Below are 18,873 nucleotides of genomic sequence, written 5' to 3' on the forward strand. Positions count from 1 at the left end.
GATGGACTCGCCGCTCAGCGGGAGGCGCCTGTTGGAGGGGTCGGAGACGGTGTACACCAGTGCCTGCGCGAGCGTGCGCGCCTCGCGGATGGAGCGGTTCTCCGGGACCGGACCGTCGACCGGTCGCAGTGATCTCCAGAATTCGGCGCCCAGCGCCCGTGCCCTGGGGATGTCCTTGTCCGCGAGGGCCCGGGTGAGTTCGGGCAGGCGGTCCAGGACCGACGCGGCGCGGGCGTCGGCCCTCGGGTCGATCCCGGAGACGGCGGGGTCGGTGCGTGTCTGTGCGGGGGTGGGGGAGCCGGTGTCCGCCGCGCGCTCGGGTCCGGTGGCGGGCGGTGCCGCAGGCGCGTCCGTGTCCGCGCTCCGGGCGGGGGTCGGGGTGTCCTCGGCCGTGTCGGGCGTCGCGGCCTCGGCGGCGCGCGGGGCGTCCCCGGTGCCCGGTACCGGCGCCCCGCTGTTCTCCGTCGGCGGGGCTGAGGTCTCCCGGCTGTCGGCCGTGGCTGGGGGCTCCACGGTGGCGGGGGAGGACGGGCTGTTCCGTTCCGGGTTGGTCTCCCTGTTGGGGACGGGAGAGGACGGGCTGTTCCGTTCCGGGTCGGTCTCCCTGCTGGGGACGGGAGAGGGAGAGCCGTTCCGTTCCGGACCGGCCTCCCCGTCGGGGAGCGGTTCCGGACGGGGCCGCGGCGCCTCCTGATCCTGCGGGACACCGTCCGTGTTCAGGGACGGGGCCGCTTCGGACGCCTCGGCCTCGGGTGGCGCGGGCGGACGCACCGTCTCCTCCGCCGTCTCCCCGGTCCCGGTGGTCAGCGGGTCCGGCGGGGTCTCCTGTCCCCGCGAAACGCCGGTCTCGGCGTGGGTGACCTCGGGGGTCTGCTCGCCGCCCTGCTCCTGGCCGTCCTTCCCGTCGGTGGACTCCTCCTCGTGCACGGACTCGGCGTCGTCGTCCGCGCGTTCGCCGTCCTTGCCCTTCTCGTCGTCGGGTCCGTCGCCCTTCTCCTCCCCGGAGCGGTCTCCGTCGCCCCGGTCCCCGCCGTCTCCGGAGCGGTCGCTGTTCTCCTCGCCCGATCGCTCGTTTCCGTCGCCGGACCGGTCCCTCTCACCATCCCGGGAGTGGTCGTCGTCGCGGGAGGTGTCCTCGTCGCGGCCCTCGGGCTGTTCGCCGCCGCGTTCGGACGGGCTGTGCCCGGTGTCCTCCGTGTCCTGGGGCTGCCCGCTCTCGGTGACGGGGGGTGGGGGAAGCGGGACGTCGGCCGGGGAGGGTGCGTCGGAGGCGGTCGGGGTGCGGGGGGTCGCCCGCTGTTCGTCCGTCGAGGTGACCTGGTCGTCCTGCCCGGTGGTGTCGCCGGTGGTCGCGGTCTCCATAGCGGGAGGCGCGCTCTCCGTGGCGACCTGGGGGCCGTTGCCGGTCGTCTGTCGGGTGGACGGGTCCTGGGCGCTGGTGTCACCGGTGCTCTGGGAAGGACGTCCGCCGCCGCGCTCGGAGGACGCGGGGCGCTGGCCGGTGTCGGGGGTCGGGTTCTGCGGGGCGGGCGCGGGTGGTGGAGCCGCCTGGCCGACCGGGGGCGCCACAGCGACGGGAGCGGTGTTCTGCTGCTGCTCCTGTTCGGGGACGGAGCGGTCAATCGGATCCGCGGTGTCGCGGTCGCCGGTGTTCCCCGTGTTCGGTGTGGTCTGTTCGGCGCCGGGGGGCACGGCCGCCATGGGGTTGTCGGGGACGATGGCGTTGAGGAAGTTGACGCTCAGGGGGCTGTCGTTCATGCCCGGCAGGAAGGGGGCGTCGCCAGGCCCGGGGGCGGGGGAATCGGTTCCCCGTGGGGCGTCGCCGGGCCTGGGGTCGTGGGAGTCGGTTTCCCGCGGGTTGTCGCCGGATCTGGGAGTGGGGGAGTCGGTTCCCCGTGGTTCGTCCCTTGGTCCCGGGACGGAGGGCGCGTCGGGGCCGGGTTTCCCGTTCGGTTTCTCGGTGGTGGTCTCCTGCTGGGTAGCGGTCTCGTCGGTGTCGAACAGCGAGGCCTCGTCGTCGCTGTCGTAGGGCGAGGAGTTCTCGTCCCGGTCGAAGACGGACGATGTGTCGCTGCCGTAGTCGGAGTCGCTGTCGTACAAGGACTCCGTGTCCGCGGGCCTTCCCGGCGGGGGCGTGGTGTGGACGTTCGCCTGGTCGTCCGCGCCGTTGCTCTCGGTCCGGGGCTGGGACGGCGGTGTGTCGAGGTCGGGTTTGTCCTTGTCCTTGAACAGGTCGACGCCGTGCAGGATGCCGTCGGTGGCGCCCTGCTGGATGCCCGCCTGGGTCGCACCGGATGTGGCGGACCAGACGGAGGCCTCCCAGCCGCGTCCGTCGGCCATGCTGCCCAGGCCCTCGCCGAGGTAGCCCTCCAGGGCTCCGGTGCCGATGCTGCCACCGGTCTGCTGGGCGTAGGTGCTGGTTTTGGAGAAGTAGTCGTTGAGGGGTTGTTGGAGGGTGACCGGCACGTCTGAGAGGTGGTCGCGGGTGGAGGGGGGCAGGCGGTCGCCGATGGTGTCGCGCAGGTGCTGGGCGAGGTTGGGGTCGGTCCAGTTGCGGGCGAGGGTGTCGGCGTAGTCGCGTCCGAGGTCGCGTGCTGCGGTGTCTCCGATGTGGTCGCCGAAGTGGCGGGCGAACAGGTCGGCGAACTCGTTGCGTGCTGCGGCGGCTTTGGCGGCGTTGTCGAAGACGCCCGCGCCGATGGGGCTGGCGGGGTTGTAGGGGACCAGGAACTCGTCCTTGTGGCGGACGAAGACCTCGGCCAGGTCCTTGTTCAACGAGGGCGGGGGCAGCGGCCCGTCCTTGGGAGCGGGTGTGGTTTCGGGTGTGGTTTTGGGCGCGGGGGAGTCCGGCCCCCGGTCGGGGGTGGTGGTCGGCGGGTCGTCCTTGACCGGTCCGGAGGGCGGCCCGTCGGGTCCGCCGCCGGGCGGTGGTGGCGTGTCGGTGTCGCGGTTGGGGTTGCCGGGAGGCGGGGTGTCCTTGACGGGACTGGTGGGCGGCCCGTCGGGTCCTCCCCCGGAGGGGGGGCCGGGCGGCGGAGCGTCGGGGGTGTCGTTGACGGGGCCGGCCGGGGGCGGTCCTCCACCGTCGGGGTCGGTCCGGACCAGGGGTGGTGGGTCGGGGAGGTCGGTGATGCGGGCGACGCGGTCGTTGAACAGGTCGGTGAGTTGTTTGCTGAAGAGTCCGTCCATGCCCGCGGAGAAGACGGCGGACAGGGCGCCTTCGATGGTGGCGCCGACGTGGGCGCTGCGGGTGAGGTTGGGGTCCTTGTGGTGGCGGGTGCCTCGTCCGATCTGGATGCGTTGGATGATGCTGTCCATGCTGGCGAAGATCTGGCTGATGATCTGGTGGCCGGGCACGGTGATCAGCAGCCAGGTCAGGATGCGGCGGATGGCCAGGCTGCGGATGGCCTTGAAGATGGGGATCCACTTCAAGGAGGCGCCGAAGGTGAACTTGGCGGTGGCGATGGCCCAGGCGATCTCGGCTAGGAGTTGGACGAACTGGCCGATGACCATCATGTGCATGTACTCGACGTTGGCGCGGGCCTTGAAGAGTTCGCTGGACATGGTGGTGGCGTTGGAGCGGGCGGAGCCGACGTAGTCGTTGTCGCCGGTGGTGAACTGGTCCAGGGAGCGTTCGTAGTGTTGGGCGGTGCGGCCGTCGAAGTGGCGTCGGGCGTGGACGCGGCTGAGGTCGAACAGGTCGTCCAGGACCTTGATGCGCTTGTCGAGTTCGGCGTAGACCTCAGAGCCGCGGCCCAGGGTGTTGATGCCCGCCTTGGGGATGGGGATGCCGGTGAGGACCTCGATCGCCTTGCGTTGGGAGGCGCTCATGTTCTCGTCCAACGGCATGCGAGCCCTCCCCCCTCCACGACCGCTCCCCCAGGAGAGATGAAAATAACACCATTGCGGCCAGATGTGGAAGCAGTTGCACTTATGTTTCCGTTCCCGTCCGTGTGCGTTGCCTTGTGTCCTCTTCGGCTGTGGTACGAGGCCCTGTCGCGGATTTCCCTCCGTCCCGCCGCCGCTTCGCCACCGCCGCGGTGCCCGACCCGCAGGTCGGCGGCTCCCGTACGAGGCCCGCACCCAGGGTGACGTTGCCATTTCGCAACGGTTTTCCCCGAACAGCGGGGGTATTCGCATACCGTTCCCCTTCGGCCGGGATGCTTTCTTCGTGAGGAAGCAGAGGACCCGATCGCATTCACTCGCCGGGCCGGGGCCCGTCGCTCCCCCGGCCGAGGGGTTGACCATCGACGGATCGGAGGACCTTGTGAGTGGTCTCAGCGGTGGCGCCACGGTTGTCAGGCAGGCAGCGGGTGTGAGCGCCACGACGACACCGTCCGGAACGGGGCGGCTCTCGGCCGCCGAGGGCAGGATCGCCAGGGCCGCCCTGGAGGAACTGCCGAGGGACGGGGTGATCATGCTCGACGCCGGGCTGATGGCGGAGCGGATCGCGTGGTTGCTGCCCGCCGGGTGCGGGCTGAGCGTCCTGACCAACTCGGTCCCGGCCGCGCTGGCACTGGCCTCGCGCCGCGACCTCTCCGTACACCTCCTGGGGGGCCGGGTGAGCGCGGCGGCCGGGACCACGCTGGCCTCCGTGCGCCTGCTGGAGCAGCTCCACGTCGACGTGGCCTTCATCGTCGCCGACGGGGTGTCCCCCGGGCGGGGCCTGACCTGTGCCGACCCCGCGGAGGTGATGACCAGGCAGGCCATGGTGCGGGCCTCGTCCAGGACCGTGCTGCTGGCCGACCACACCAGGATCGGCGGCGACCGCATCTCCCGCTTCGCGCGGCTGCACGAGGTGGACTGCCTCATCACCGACACCGGCACCGACCCCGAGGACGTCCGGAGGCTGCGCGGACGCGGACCGCGCGTGCGCGTGGTCTGACCCCGTCCGGTGCCGGACACTCCCGGTGACGGACGCGTCGGCCGCCGGACGCGTCCGGCGGCCGACGGATGTGTCGCGCTCCACACCGCGGCGCCCTCCCCGCCCCGTCTCCGGCCAGTCCCGCGGGTCGGAGACGGGGAAACCGGCTCCAACAGCGGTGTCGTTCAGATGTTGTTTTGCGTGTGTTTGTCGCAGGGCCGCGGATGCGTGTTCTTCTCTGGGTGCCGTGAGGCTGATGTCCGGAAGTTCCGCCGGTCCACAGTCACAGAAGGGGCACGGGGGGTTGTTACGGCAGGCGACTTCTCTATAAGCTCACGCAAGGACAGATAAAACCCAACCAATACCACGTGGTTTCGGTCAGTCCTCGGGCTCCGCCCGCGCGACTCGGGTCACGCCGGCCCGCGGCGGACCGCAACCCGGGCGAGGGGTCCCCTCCTCCGCCCGTTCCGCTCAACGGCCTCCGCGTCCGGTCCCGTGACCTCCCGGCGCAGGAGACCGCCCCCGCCCCTCGTCGGAAGGGAAAGGGCCCGTTCACCGGGTCGGTTCCGCCATGCTGCACCACCCCTCCCCTTCCCCGGCAGTGGAGAACGCACCGATGACGACAGCCGTGAGAAGAACCGGCACCGTCCCGCGCGCGGCCGCGATCGCGGGATGCTGCGCGGTCCTCGCCCTGGCGGCGGGCTGCTCATCCTCCGAGAGCGGGGTCTCCGAGGGCGCGGTCTCCGGGGCGGAGGCCGCACCGAGTTCCCCGGCCGCCCCGTCCGGCGACGAGGAGGCCGCGGCGCTCGCCGCCTACACCGGCATGTGGGACACGGTCGTGGCCGCCTCCCACGAGGGCGGCGAGGTCCCCCCCGAACTCCGGGACTACGCCGTGGGCGGCGCCTACGCCCTCATGAGCGCGGCCCTGGAGGGGGCCCGTACCGCCGGTGCCCAGGTCACCGGCGAACCCGTCCTCGACCCCGTCGCCGCGGTCGAGGGACCCGACAGCGCGACGGTCGACGACTGCCTCGACGACTCCGGCTGGAACCTCGGCATGGGCGCCTCCTCCGGGCAGGGCCCGCGCCTCGTCGAGGCCACACTCATTCACGACGGACTCGCCTGGCGCGTGTCCGACCTCAGGATCTGGGAAGCGGGATCATGCTGAGACTCGTACGACCCGCGGCCACGGCCGCGGTACTGACCCTGCTGGCGGCCGGAGCCGCCACCGCCCCCGCGCACGCCGACGACGGCTCCTTCCTCGGCCAGATCGAGTGCGGCAGCTCGGGCGGCAACGGCTGCTCCATCCTGCTGCGCTGGTGGCAGAGCCAGGCGGGCCAGCAGGGCTCTGGCGGTTCGGGCGGCTCGGGGGGCTCCGGCGGCTCCGGAGCCCAGGACGACCCCTACGCCCACGTCGACTGGGACGCGATCGACTGGTCCCAGGTGGACTGGAGCGCCATCGACTGGGAGTCCATCGACTACGAGCAGGACGGTGAGGAGGGGCAGGAGGGCACCGACATGGTCACCGCCCTCCAGGAGGCCATGGCCTCCTTCGAACTGCCCCCGCCCCGGATCGAGACCTCCCCGGGCAGCGACTCCCTGGTCCTGGTCAACACCCCCGTGTGGCTGTGGGTGGAGTCCCAGGACTGGGAGGCCACCGAGGCCTCCGCCGAGCTCCGGGACTCCTCCTTCACGGTCAGCGCTAGCCCCGTCTCCACCGTCTGGACGCTGGGCGACGGCACGCAGATCAGCTGCGAGGGCCCCGGGACGCCCTTCGACCCGGCCGTGCACGACCCCGAGTCGGCCTCCCCCGACTGCGGGCACGTCTACACCCTGCCCTCCGACGGCCAGCCCGGCGGCGCCTACCCCGTCACCGTCCAGGTCGGATGGAACGTGGGCTGGGAGATCACCGAGGGCGAGTTCGCCGAGGGCGCGACGGGCGAGTTCGACCCGCTCACCACGACCTCGCAGGTCGAACTCCAGGTGGCCGAATCCCAGGGCCTGGTCACCGGCACCGGCAACCGCTAACACCGAAAGAAGACGACAGACGTGGTGGACACGAAGACGGCACCGGCCCCCGCGGCCTCCCCGCGGCAGGGGGAGACCCCTCCGGTGCGGCTCCTGGGCAGCGGACCCCGCCGCTGGCGGTGGCTGGTCCTGGCCCTGGGCATGATGACCGCGGGCGGTCTGAGCGGCGTTGTGGCCCTTGAGCAGATGGACGACCGGCAGGGCGTGCTCGTCGCCGACACCGACCTGCCCGCGGGCCACGTGGTGACCGCGGAGGACCTGCGGGTCGCGCGGATCTCCGTCGCCGACGGGGTCTCCTTCGTCGGCGCCGACCGCCTGGAGGCGACCGTCGGCCAGACCCTCACCGTGCCCGTCACCGAGGGCGGCCTCCTCCCCGAGGCGGCCCTGGGCACCGAGGCCGCCTTCCCCGAGCGCGACCGCGCCGTGCTCGGCGTGGCCCTGCGCGTGGGCCGCTTCCCCGCCTCGATCGGCCCCGGCGCCGCGGTCTCCGTGGTGGTCCACCCCGAGGAGGGAGCCACGGGCGGCGGAGTGGAGGCCTACCGCGCGCTCGTGCGCGACGTCCAGCCCTCCGCCGCCGAGGACGGCTCGGTGGAACTCGAACTCGTCGCGTCCTCAGCCGACGCCGCCGCCATCGCCTCGGCCGCCGCCGTCGAGCGGGTCAGCGTCGTCCAGGTCAACCCGCGGGGAGGCGCGTGATGCCCCGGACCGTGGCGCTCTTCTCCCTGGGCGGAGCACCCGGCGTCACCTGCGCGGCCATGGCGCTGGCCGCGGTCTGGCCCGGCGGGGCCGGAGCCGTCCTGGTGGAGACCGACGCCTCCGGCGGCGACGTCGCCACCTGGCGCCGCCTCCAGCCGGACCCCGGTTTGACCGGCCTGGCCGCCGCGGCCCGGCACGGCGGGGCCTCCGCCGACCTGGCCGCGCACACCCAGATCCTCCCCGGAGGGCTGTCGGTGTGCCACGCGCCCGTCACCGCCGACCGCGCCGAGGGCGCCGTGCGCCTGCTCGCCCAGAACCCCGGCGTGCTCGTCTCCGCCGACGGGCCCGCGGTCGTCCTGGACCTGGGCCGCCTGACCCCCGGCGCGTCCGCCGCCGCACTGGCCACGTGGGCCGACGAGGCACTGCTGCTCGTCGCCGACGACCTGGCGCAGCTGCGCCGGGCCAAGGAGGCCTCCGAGGCCCTGACCCGCAGCCTGCCGCGCCTGCGCACCGTCGTCGTCGGCGGCTCCGGCAACGTCCGCGAGATCGAGGGCGCGCTGGGCCCGGGCGTGTGGGGGCGGCTCCCCGACGACGCGCGCTCCGCGGCCTTCCTGCGCGGGGAGGCCAACCCGCGCAAGCCGCACCGCAGGCCCCTGCTGAAGGCGGCGGCGCGTCTGGCGAAGGACCTCGCCGAGGGCGTCCGCCCCGCTGAGCCGGCCGACGGCAGCGGAGCCCCGGCGCCCGCGCCCGAGGCGACGGGGGTCCACGCATGAGCAGCGGACACGACGCCGGATACGACATCACCGACGGATACTTCCTGGACACCGACCGGGCCCGCACCGTGGCCGACCGCGTGGAGCGGACCGTCACCGAGGCCACCCGGCGGCTGAGCGAGGAGACCCGCGGCCAACCCGAGGACACGCCCGAGGAGTACCGCGCCCGCGCCGAACGCGTCATCGCCCAGATCCTCGACGAGGACGCGAGCCGCGCCCTGTCCGAGGGCAGGCAGGTGCTCGACGCCACGACCGAGGCCTCCGTCGCCGCTGGCGCCCTGGCCCGGGTGTGCGGTCTCGGTCCCCTCCAGCCGCTCCTGGACGACCCCGGGATCGAGAACATCAACATCAACGGCGTGCACGTGTGGGTGCGCCGCGCCGACGGCAGCCGCGAGCGGCACGACTCCCTCTTCGACGACCCCGACGAGGTCGTCGCCCTGGTCCGGCGCCTGGCGTCGGAGTCCGCCACGGGCGAGCGCCGCTTCGACCCGGGCGCGCCCATCCTCGACATGCAGCTGCCAGGCGGCGAGCGCCTCAACGCGGTCATGGAGGTCGCCCGGCAGCCCTCGGTGTCCATCCGCCGCCACCGCTACGGCCGCACCACCCTCGAACAGCTCCACGGACTGGGCACGATCGACGACATCCTGGTCGCCCTGCTGCGCGCGGGGGTGCGCTCCCGCCGCAACATGGTCATCACCGGCGGCACCGGCGCGGGCAAGACCACCCTGCTGCGGGCCCTGGCCGCCGAGATCCCCGTGGACGAACGCCTCGTCACCATCGAGGACGTCTTCGAACTCGGGCTGGACCGCGACCGCGACGCCCACCCCGACTGCGTCGCCCTCCAGGCCCGGCCGGCCAACGTCGAGGGCGTCGGCGAGATCACCATCGCCGACCTGGTGCGCACGGCCCTGCGCATGTCGCCGGACCGGGTCATCGTCGGTGAGACGCGCGGCCACGAGACCGTCCCGCTGCTCAACGCCATGAGCCAGGGCAACGACGGCAGCCTCACCACCCTGCACGCCGCCAACTCCGCGGGCGCCTTCACCAAGCTGGGCGCCTACGCCGCCCAGTCCGCCGAGCGCCTGCCCCTGGACGCCACCGCTTCCCTGGTGGCCGCCGCCGTGCACCTGGTCGTGCACGTGTCGGCACTGCCCACGGGCGGACGCATGGTCACGAGCGTGCGCGAGGTGGTGGGAGCCGAGGGGCAGAACGTGGTCTCCAACGAGATCTACCGGCGCGACCGCAACGGGCCCCTGCCCGCGGCGCCGCCCAGCCCCAACACGCTCGACGCCCTGGCCGAGGCCGGGTTCGACCCGGCGATGCTGAGCCCGGACACGGTGGGGTGGGCGCGGTGACGACCCCTGTTCTGCTTGTCGCCGCCGCGGGCGTCCTGCTCGGCGCGGGGCTGTGGCTGGCCCTGGCGTCGCTGGCCGCGTCCAGTGGTAACTCGCGTACCTCGCGGGTTCCGCAGTGGCGGGCGCTTCTGTTCGGTCAGCAGCGGCCGTTGAGGCTGGTCGCGGCGATCGTCGGCGGCCTGCTGGTCTGGTTCGTCACCGGGTGGCCGGTGGCCGGTGTGCTCGCCGCCGCGGGCTGCTGGTGGGGTCCGGCGGTGCTGGGACCCGACCGCGGTCATGAGAAACAGGTGGCGGGGGTCGAGGCCGTCGCGGCCTGGACCGAGATGCTGCGCGACCTGATGGCCGGTGCGGCCGGTCTGCACCAGGCCGTGGCCGCCACGGTGCCCATCGCGCCCGAGCCGGTGCGGGAGCCGGTCGCCAGGCTGGCGGAGCGGCTGCGCGCCGGTCAGCCCACGCAGGGGGCGTTGCGGGCCTTTGCCGATGAGGTGGACAACCCGACCGCCGATCTGGTGGCCGCCGCGCTGACCACCGCGGCGACCCGGCACGCCACCGACCTGGGCACGCTGCTGGGCAGCCTGGCGGAGGCCGCGCGTGAACAGGCGGCGATGTTGGTGAGGGTGGCCGCCAGTCGCGCGCGGTTGCGTACCTCCACGCGGATCATCGTCGGTACGACGCTAGGTATGGCCGCGTTCCTGTTGTTGTTCAACGCCAGTTATCTGGAACCGCTCGACGGTCCTCTCGGTCAGTTGGTGCTCGCGGGTATCGGCGTACTGTGGGCGGTCGCCTTGGTCTGGCTAGCCAGGATGTCCAAATTCGACCTAGGACCGCGAGTGCTCGCATCCACCCCCTCCCGCACTCCGGAGGCCGCCCGATGACTCCCGTTCTGGCTGCCGCTCTCGCGGGTGTCGCCTTTGGGTTGGCCCTGTGGGCGCTTTTCGCAGCCCGTTGGGCCAGGCCTACGCTCGCCGAGCGCCTGGCCGCTCCACCGCCTCCCCGTCCTGTCGTGGCAGCGGGGCCGAACACCGGTGTACTGACGCGCTTGGGAAAGATCGGAGTCCCGGCCCTGGAGGGCTTCGGTATGCCCGGGCCCCGCACACGCCGCAATCTGCGAGTGTGTGAGCGCTCAGCGGAGTCCTATCTCGCGGAGAAGTTCACCGCTCTGGTACTGGGACTGGCATTCCCCCCTCTTTTGGGCGGCATGCTCTCCCTGACAGGTGTTCTGTCGTCCGCCACCATCGCGGGGGCTATGTGGGTGGCGTTTGCTCTGGTCGCCTGGTTCGCTCCCGATCTGTCGCTGCGTGACGAGGCGGACAAACGCCGAGAGCGTATGCGCCGAGCCCTGGCCAGCTTCGCCGACCTGGTCGTGGTGTCCTTGGCTGGAGGCGCGGGCGTCAACGGAGCACTGGCCGACGCGGGTGCGGCGGGCAATGGATGGGCCATGGTGCGCATTCGGGAGAGCCTGCGCGAAGCGGCACTGATGCGCCAGCCGCCCTGGACAGCGCTGCGTGAACTCGGCGATCGATACGACACCCCCGAGTTCGCCGAGCTTGCGGCGAGTCTGCAACTGGCCGGAGCCGACGGTGCGCGTATCCGTAGCTCTCTGGCTGCCAAGGCCAAGACGCTGCGGACCCAGTTCCTTTCCGAAATGGACGCCGAGGCGCAGTCCGCCACCGAGCGGATGAGCCTTCCGGTCGTTCTGCTCTTTGTCGGTTTCCTGGCTTTGCTGGGTTACCCGGCGATGAGCCACATCCTGTTCAGCGCATGAAAAACCCACACGTCTTGGAGACTTCTGATGCAGCGCTTCACCGCCTACCTCAGCTCGTTGCTATTCAGTCGCAGGGACGACGGCTACTCCACCGAGGCAGTCATTGTCACGGCCCTACTGGTGGCCATGGCCATCGGGGCGGTTGCCATTATCAGCAACGCAGTAATGGAGCGAGCCAATTCCATCACCGGAAGCTGACCTTGCGCTCTTCGCAGGATGACCGCGGTAGTGCGGAGATGGTGGTCGCCGCACCTCTCATGCTGCTCCTGGTCCTGTTCGTCATCCAGACGGCCCTGTGGATGCACGGTGATCACGTCGTTGCCGACATTGCCCGCAGGACCGCCGAGCAGTCGCGCACAGCGGGTGGTGGTGCGTCGGTGGTCGAGGGGGGAGGAAGCTCCTTCCTCTCCGGCCTCGACGTATCCGTCAACCGCAGTGCGGAGGAGGTACGCGTGGTGGTGGACGCCGAGGTGCCCAGCATCATCCCCGGCCTCAGTTGGCCCGTGGGTCATGAGGTCACCGCGCCCGTGGAGCGTTTCGTTCCTGCGGAGGCCGCCCCGTGAACCCCGGACGCGTGGTGGGAACCGGACGTGGTGACCGGGGTTCTGCCTCGGCGGAACTGGCACTCCTCACCCCCGCCCTCCTGGCGTTCGCCATGCTCATGGTGCTCGCCGGGAGGGTGGCGGACGCCAACTCCACCGCTGACCAGGTGGCGCACTCCGCTGCGCGAGCCGCTTCCCTCGAACGCAGCGTCGCAGCCGCAGAGGGGGCGGCCTCAAGCACCGCCGCGAGTTCCCTCGCTGAGAACGGCCTGGCCTGCGGCGACCACTCCGTCAGCCTCGACCACGGCGGTCTGACCCCCGGAGGGGCGGTCACCGCCGTGGTCGAGTGCCGCGTCGGGCTGAACGGCCTGACCGGGCTGGGCGTCCCCGGAACCATGACGATCACCGGTGACGCCACCGTCGTCATCGACACCTTCAGGGGGCAGCCGTGAGACGCACGGACGACAGGGGCCAGGCCACGGCGTTCGTCGTCGTCATGGCCTCGGCCTTCATCCTCTGCCTGGGCCTGGTCACCGACGGCGGCGGTCTGATGCGCGCACGCAACGAGGCCGCCACCCTGGCCCAGGAAGCGGCCCGGGCGGGAGTCCAGCAGCTCGACTGGTCCTCCTACCGCGAGGGCACCAGTGAGGTCGCCCTCGACCCCTCGGCGGCCTCGGCCGCCGCGCAGTCCTTCCTCAGCGCCGCCGGTGCCACCGGTACGGTCGCGGTCAGCGGTGACACCGTGACCGTGACCTGCTCGGTGGACTACTCCTTCACCCTCCTGCCGATGGGCTCGACCACCGTCGACGCCACGGCCAGCGCACGTCCCCACACCCAGCCGACTCCCTAGCTCCAGTGAGGCGGACATGACCCAGATCCGACGGCTGAGCGCCCTCCTGCTCGCAGCGGCGATCCTGCTCGGCATCCCCTACCTGCTCCTGTGGCATCTGCCCTGGCCGGAGCTGCCGGACTCCTGGGCCGTGGCCGCGGCGCACCTGCGCGGCTGGCGTCTGCCGCCGGGTGTGTTCACCGCCCTGCTCATCACCGTGCTGTGGGCTCTGTGGGGCCTGTACGCGGCCGGACTGGTCGTGGAGACCTTCGCCCGCCTGCGCGGCATGCCCCGCAGGCTGCGCCCCCTCGGACCGCTCCAGGTGGTGGCGGCGGCCGCCGTGGGAACCGTGGCGGTCGCCCCGGCCACCGCGTTCGCCGACACCGTCACCACGCAGGAGGACCGCGAGGCGGACGGGGAGCAGGACGCCGACGCGCCCCCCGCCCCCGAGGAGGCCCCGTCCGCGCAGCCCGTCGAGCGGGTGCGCACCGTCTCCGGTTTCGGCGTCGGCTCGGCCGAGCTCACCGAGCAGATGCGCGACGACCTCGCACCGGTCGCGGAGATGATCGACTCCTACGGTGACACCGAGACGCCCGTGCGCATCACCGGTCACACCGACCCCAGTGGGAACGCCCAGACCAACCAGGAGCTGTCCGAGCGCCGGGCCCAGGCGGTCGCCGACCACCTCGACGAGGTCCTAGGCGAGGAGGCCCCGGAGATGGAGGTGGAGGGCGTCGGTTCCGAGCAGCCCCGCGAGGGCGGCGCCGCCGCCCAGCGCAGGGCCGAGGTCACCTACACCGTCGTTCCGCAGCCGACCTCCCTCCAGTCGCGTGTGATGGCCGCCGAGACGCCGGACTCCGGTGCCGGTGCCGGTGCCGGTGCCGGTGCCGGGGAGACCGCTGCCCCCGTCGAGGAGGACGACCCCGTGGAGGCGGCGGCCGCTGCCGCCGCCGAGGCCGCCGAGGACGGCGAGAACGTGCTGGTCGTGGAGATCCCCGACGGAGCCGTCACCGGAGCGGTGGCCTTCGCGGGCCTGGCCGGGGGATACCTGCTGGGCAAGCGGGGCGTCCGGATGCCCGGCGTCAGCCTGAGCCTGCCCCGCCTGCCGAGGGCGCCCCGTCGCCTGGCCCTGACCGCCCCGCCGCCCCGCCCCACCCCCGGGGACGAGATCGACGAGCGGGTGACGGTGGAACTCGACCACGTGCCCGGCCTCGGCATCACCGGGCCGGGTGCGGCGGGGGCCGCCCGGCGCCTCATCGTCAACGCGCTCGACCGCCTCAACGGCGACGCCGTGCGCGTGCTGCTCACCGAGGCCGAGGCCTCCCGCCTGGTGGGCGACCGGGGCCGCGACCTGCTGCGCGCGCACCCCTGCGAGCCCGTGCGGATGGTCGGCACGATGGAGGAGGCCCTGACCGTCCTCCAGCGCGAGCTGCACCAGATCGTCGAGGAGCCGGGGGACCGGCCGCACACGCCCCTGGCCCTGGTGACCTCGCCCACCTCCGAGCACGAGACCGCGCTGTCGGGTCTGCTGCTGCACGGGCAGCAGCAGGGCATCACGGCCGTGGTCCTGGGCCGCTGGCCGCTCGGCGGAAGCTGCGTCATCGAGGAGGACGGTCTCATCACCGAGACCAGCCCTCCGCTCAACCCGGTCTTCCACTGCTCCTGGCCCGGCGCGACCGCGGAGGAGGTCATGGACGCCGTCCGCGCCTACCGCCACTCCTCGCCCGCCCTGGAGGAGACCGGGGACCGGGTGCCGAGCCCGGAGGCCGCCGCGGAGACCGTTCCGGACGTCGCGGTGGAGGAGGCCGGTTCCTTCGCGGAGCCGTTCCTCGGCGCCCTGGGGGAGCAGACCGCTGTTGAGACGGCGGAGACGAACGAACCGGTGGAGACGGCTGAGTCGATCGAGTCGGTCGATGCGGTTGATGCCGCTGTGAGCGAGAAGGACCAGAAGAAGACCGAGACGGCCGCGAAGCCCAGGAGGACCAAGGGGATCAGGAAGGCCAAGGCGGCCGACGCCTCGGAGGAGGGCTTCTGGGACGCCGACGTCTGGAACACCGACTTCTGGGAGACCGACGCGCCCGCGGTCGGGAAGGCCGACACCGCCCGGACCGAGGACGAGTCGGCCGACGCCGCGCCGTCCGTCCCCGAGCAGGCCGGCGCCGTGTGGTCCGAGGCCGAGCCGACCGACACAGGGCGGTCCGGGGCCGAGTCGGAGGTCTCCGCGCGACCGGACGCCCGGTCGGACGGTTCCGTCATCGGGCGGCCCGCCGTGGAGGAGAGCACGACGCGGCCTTCCTCGTCCGCGTCCGAGGAAGCGGAGTCCCGAAGGGTTGTGTCCGAGCCGTCCACCGCCGATCGGTCCGTTCCCGAGGTAACGGAGTCCCGGAAGTCCGCGCCCGCGCCGTCCGCGTCCGAGCGCGCGGCCACCGCGCGGACGGACGCGGAACCCGCGGACACCGGAGCGGGCCGCTCCGCCTCCGAGCCGTCCGCCGCCGAGGAGGCCACGTCCGACCTGTCCGCGTTCGAGCAGCTCGCCTCCGAGGAACGGGTCTCCCGGGAGACCGTGACGGGACCGTCCGAGTCCGCGCGGCCCGTCGCCTCCGAATCCGCTCCGGAGAAGGCCGCCGCCGAGGAGTCCGCGCCCGAGCAGCGTGCGTCGGAGCGGTCCGCACAGGAGGAGGGCGCCCCCATGGCGTCCCCGTCCGAACGGCCCTCCGCCGAACAGTACGCCGCCGAGCTGTCCGCGCCCGCGCCGTCCGCGACCCGGGCACAGCGCGCGCCCGAGGAGACCGCGTCCGAGCCCGCCGCGCCCCGGGAGAACGCGTCCGCCCAGGTCACCGCTCCGGCACAGACGGAGCAGCCGAAGGAGAACGCACCCGCCGAGCCCCCAGCCCAGCGCCCCGCGTCCGAGGAGGCCGTCCCCGCCAGGCCCGCCGCCGAGCGGCGTGAGCCGGAGCCGGAGTCCGAGCCCGCCAGGCCCGCCCCCGGGCGTCCGAGCACCGGCACGGTTCCGTCGGTGGTCGCCTCTCCAGCCCGCGCCCAACGCCCGTCCCAGCAGACGCGCACGGCGCCCGCCCAGCAGGAGCCGACCTCCGAGGAAGAGGCCGCCCCCGTCCGCAAGGCCGCCAAGCGCGCCGTGCGCTCCCGCCTGCCGAAGCCGAGCGGGACCGCGTCCGCTCCGGCGGCTCAGGCGTCCCCGTCCGCCCCGGTGGCGCGGTCCGAGCAGCCCCCGCTCCCGGACCAGCCCGCCCGCCCCGAGCGGGCCCGCGCCCGCGCCCAGAATGCGGCCGCGTCCGGCGCCGAACCCCTCACCAGCCGCGCGGAGCGCCTGGAGAGGCGCACCAGGGCCGAACGCAGGAACGCCACCGCCCCCGCCGGAGCCGTCGCCGAGCACCCCGTGCCGGACACCGAGGGCGCGGAGTCGGACGGGTCCCAGCCGTCCCGGCCCCTGCTCCGCAAGCCCAAGAAGGCGGGACGCGGAAGGAGCTGGCGCCCCAGGGACAGCTCCTGACCCGGGGCCCGCACCCAGGTGTCGTGGCGCGGACGGCCGGAGCCGACTCCGTACACTGCACGGACAATGTGCGCGGCTCCGGCCGCGTCCCGCAAGCGTGATGAGGGGGCCGCAGATGAGGGCCAACCAGATGCCCACCGAGGAGATCACCCGCGACCCGGCGGCCTTCGCCGACCGGGTCACCGCCGACGGCCGCTTCGGCCGCCGCGCCGAGCCGGGCCGCTACCGCCTGGTCGTCAGCCGCGCCTGTCCCTGGGCGCACCGGGTCGTCATCACCCGCAGGCTCATGGGTCTGGAACAGGCCGTCTCCCTGGCCGTCACCGACCCCCGACAGGAGGTCATCGAGGGCGACCCGCACTGGGTGTTCACCGAGGCGACCGGCAGCCCCGGCGACAGGGACCCCGTCCTGGGCATCCACGCCCTGCGCGAGGCCTACCTGGCGCGCGACCCCTCCTACGACGGCGGGGTCAGCGTCCCCGGCCTGGTCGACGTGGAGAGCGGCCACCTGGTGACCAACGACTTCGACCAGCTGGTCCGGGACATGGACACCGAGTGGGACGGCCTGGTCAGGGACGGCGCCCCGGACCTGTACCCGTCCGCGCTGCGCGACGAGATCGACGCCCTGTCCCGGGAGGTCTACACCGACCTCAACAACGGCGTGTACCGGGCCGGGTTCGCCCCCGACCAGAGGCGCTACGACGCCGCGGTCGCCGCCGTCTTCGCCAGGCTGGACGCGCTGGAGGAGCGCCTCTCCGGTCGGCGCTACCTGGTCGGGGACTCGATCACCGAGGCCGACATCAAGCTCTTCCCCACCCTGGTGCGCTTCGACGCGGCCTACCACGGCCACTTCAAGTGCAACGTCCGCAAGCTGTCGGAGTACCCGGCGCTGTGGGCCTACGCCCGCGACCTGTTCCAGACCCCGGGGTTCGGCGACACCACCGACCTCGACCACGTCCGGATCCACTACTACTGGGTCCACACGGGGATCAACCCCACGCGGATCGTCGCCGCCGGACCCGATCCGCGCGGCTGGCTCACCCCGCACCACCGCGAGGAGCTCGGCGGCAGCCCCTTCGGCGCCGGGACCTCCCCGGGGCCGGTCCCGAGGGGCGAGCGCGTCCCCGACATCTCCTGACCCCCGCGCCTCGGCCGCACCCCTCCTGGCGCGTCTCCGATCCGCTGGTGGACCGACCGGAACCGTGGCCGGTGTGACGCCAGTGGCCCTGAACTACGATGGCGGGTTTGGCGCCGCTAACGGGCCGCGCGTGCGGGGCCGCGGCGGGCGAACCCCGGTATGTGCTCGGGGCGCAGGCCCTTGCCGATGAGGTAGGCGGGCACGAACGACAACCAGGGCGCGCGGTCCAGGGCCGCCAGCACGGGCTTGGGCGGGCCTTGCCGCTCGCCCCCGATGATCGGTTCGGCCAGACCCCGGTGCATGAGGCGCTGGAGCGTCTGGACCGCGACCGTCGGCACGATCCGCCGCCTGCGCACCGCGGCCAGGTCGCGGGAGGTGAGCGAGCTCCCCTTCAGCGGCCGGGCCAGCAGCGTCGCGGCGGCCACGGCGTCCTGCACGGCGAGGTTGATCCCCACGCCCCCGAGGGGCGACATCGCGTGGGCCGCGTCGCCGATGCACAGCAGGCCCTCCACGTGCCAGCGGCGCAGCCGGTTGACCCGCACGTCCAGGTGCTTCACCTCGTCCATGGACCGCAGGGCCCCCACCCGGTCGGCCAGCTCCGGCATGAGTTCGGCGAGGTCGCGCCGGAAGGCCCCGATCCCGCGTGCGCGCAGTTCCCGGTCGGTGCCCTTGGGCCCGATGTAGGCGATCTGGAGGTAGCCCTCACGCGGGATGACCACGGCGAACCTGCCCGGGGCCGCACGCGGGGTCAGGGTCGCGCGGTCACCCGACTCACGGGGCAAGCGGAACCACCACGCGTCGATCCCCACCGGGAACTCCCGGGACACCAGACCCGTCTCGCGGCGGGCCAGCGACCACCGCCCGTCGCAGGCCACCGTCAGGTCGGCGCGGATCTCCCCGTCGCCGTCGAGGTTCCGGTAGCGCACGCCCGCCACCCGGCCGGACTCGTGCAGCAGCCCCGTCACCTCGGTGTCCATCCGCAGGGTGAAGGCCGCCTCCTCGCCACCCGCCTCGGCGATGAGGTTGAGGAAGTCCCACTGCGGGACCATCGCGATGTAGGGGTGGGCGAGCCCCCGCAGCCTGCGGAAGTCGGCGATGGTCACGGTGCGGCCCCCGCCCAGCGGGAAGGCCACCTCGTCCAGCCTGCTCTGCGGCAGCCGGGCGAACCGCTCGTACAGGCCCAGCTCCTCCAACAGCTCCAGGGTGGAGGGGTGCACGGTGTCCCCGCGGAAGTCCCGCAGGAAGTCGGCGTGCTTCTCCAGCACGGTGACCTCGACACCGGCCCGGGCCAGCAGCAGCCCCAGAGTCATTCCGGCGGGGCCGCCGCCGACGACCACGCAGGTCGTACGCTCGCTCGTGCGTTCACTCATGGCGACTC

General features: G+C 73.1%; 15 protein-coding genes and 1 pseudogene. 14 read left to right on the top strand and 2 right to left on the bottom strand.

The window, feature by feature from the left end:
• Nucleotides 1–3,849: pseudogene (locus G011_RS30665) on the bottom strand (hypothetical protein); the annotation flags it as partial.
• A 466-nt stretch (nucleotides 3,850–4,315) separates the two neighbouring features.
• Between G011_RS30665 and G011_RS30300 the strand changes: the two are divergent.
• From G011_RS30300 to G011_RS0126425, 14 genes are all read left to right on the top strand, one after another.
• Entirely contained in the window at nucleotides 4,316–4,885 is a 570-nt protein-coding gene (locus G011_RS30300; RefSeq protein ID WP_019611078.1) for a DeoR/GlpR family DNA-binding transcription regulator, read from the top strand.
• A 595-nt stretch (nucleotides 4,886–5,480) separates the two neighbouring features.
• Complete coding sequence (locus tag G011_RS0126365) at nucleotides 5,481–6,029, top strand: hypothetical protein (RefSeq protein ID WP_019611079.1); 549 nt, start codon at nucleotides 5,481–5,483, stop codon at nucleotides 6,027–6,029.
• Nucleotides 6,023–6,889, top strand: a complete 867-nt coding sequence (locus G011_RS0126370) for a hypothetical protein (protein WP_019611080.1) — start codon at nucleotides 6,023–6,025, stop codon at nucleotides 6,887–6,889. Before G011_RS0126365 ends, G011_RS0126370 begins: the two co-directional genes overlap by 7 nt.
• 21 nt (nucleotides 6,890–6,910) lie before the next feature.
• A complete protein-coding gene (locus G011_RS0126375; protein WP_019611081.1) occupies nucleotides 6,911–7,585 on the top strand; it encodes an SAF domain-containing protein in 675 nt (224 codons plus the stop codon).
• On the top strand, nucleotides 7,585–8,358 hold the full coding sequence (locus G011_RS0126380; RefSeq protein ID WP_019611082.1) for a hypothetical protein: 774 nt from the start codon (nucleotides 7,585–7,587) through the stop codon (nucleotides 8,356–8,358). The genes G011_RS0126375 and G011_RS0126380 overlap by 1 nt, the downstream gene beginning before the upstream one ends.
• The gene (locus tag G011_RS0126385) at nucleotides 8,355–9,713 is read left to right on the top strand and encodes a CpaF family protein (protein ID WP_019611083.1); all 1,359 of its coding nucleotides are present in this window, start codon (nucleotides 8,355–8,357) and stop codon (nucleotides 9,711–9,713) included. Before G011_RS0126380 ends, G011_RS0126385 begins: the two co-directional genes overlap by 4 nt.
• Entirely contained in the window at nucleotides 9,701–10,588 is an 888-nt protein-coding gene (locus tag G011_RS0126390) for a type II secretion system F family protein (protein ID WP_019611084.1), read from the top strand. Before G011_RS0126385 ends, G011_RS0126390 begins: the two co-directional genes overlap by 13 nt.
• Nucleotides 10,589–10,911: 323 nt before the next feature.
• Nucleotides 10,912–11,478 (top strand): type II secretion system F family protein, encoded by a 567-nt coding sequence (locus G011_RS30305; RefSeq protein WP_231391598.1) that lies wholly within the window; start codon nucleotides 10,912–10,914, stop codon nucleotides 11,476–11,478.
• 27 nt (nucleotides 11,479–11,505) lie between these two features.
• Nucleotides 11,506–11,676: a hypothetical protein gene (locus tag G011_RS32235; RefSeq protein ID WP_019611086.1), complete on the top strand. Its 171-nt coding sequence runs from the start codon at nucleotides 11,506–11,508 to the stop codon at nucleotides 11,674–11,676.
• Nucleotides 11,677–11,714: 38 nt separating this feature from the next.
• Nucleotides 11,715–12,041, top strand: a complete 327-nt coding sequence (locus G011_RS0126405; protein ID WP_019611087.1) for a TadE family protein — start codon at nucleotides 11,715–11,717, stop codon at nucleotides 12,039–12,041.
• Complete coding sequence (locus G011_RS0126410; protein ID WP_019611088.1) at nucleotides 12,038–12,472, top strand: TadE/TadG family type IV pilus assembly protein; 435 nt, start codon at nucleotides 12,038–12,040, stop codon at nucleotides 12,470–12,472. Before G011_RS0126405 ends, G011_RS0126410 begins: the two co-directional genes overlap by 4 nt.
• Nucleotides 12,469–12,870, top strand: a complete 402-nt coding sequence (locus tag G011_RS0126415; RefSeq protein WP_019611089.1) for a TadE/TadG family type IV pilus assembly protein — start codon at nucleotides 12,469–12,471, stop codon at nucleotides 12,868–12,870. The genes G011_RS0126410 and G011_RS0126415 overlap by 4 nt, the downstream gene beginning before the upstream one ends.
• 16 nt (nucleotides 12,871–12,886) lie before the next feature.
• Entirely contained in the window at nucleotides 12,887–16,360 is a 3,474-nt protein-coding gene (locus G011_RS0126420; RefSeq protein ID WP_026338685.1) for an OmpA family protein, read from the top strand.
• Between the two features lie 115 nt (nucleotides 16,361–16,475).
• Nucleotides 16,476–17,495, top strand: a complete 1,020-nt coding sequence (locus tag G011_RS0126425) for a glutathione S-transferase family protein (protein WP_019611090.1) — start codon at nucleotides 16,476–16,478, stop codon at nucleotides 17,493–17,495.
• 116 nt (nucleotides 17,496–17,611) lie between these two features.
• Here G011_RS0126425 and G011_RS0126430 read toward each other — a convergent pair whose 3' ends face one another.
• A complete protein-coding gene (locus G011_RS0126430; protein ID WP_019611091.1) occupies nucleotides 17,612–18,865 on the bottom strand; it encodes an FAD-dependent oxidoreductase in 1,254 nt (417 codons plus the stop codon).
• Nucleotides 18,866–18,873: the final 8 nt, after the last annotated feature.

It is taken from the genome of Nocardiopsis sp. CNS-639 (genome assembly GCF_000381685.1).
GTDB lineage: Bacteria > Actinomycetota > Actinomycetes > Streptosporangiales > Streptosporangiaceae > Nocardiopsis > Nocardiopsis dassonvillei.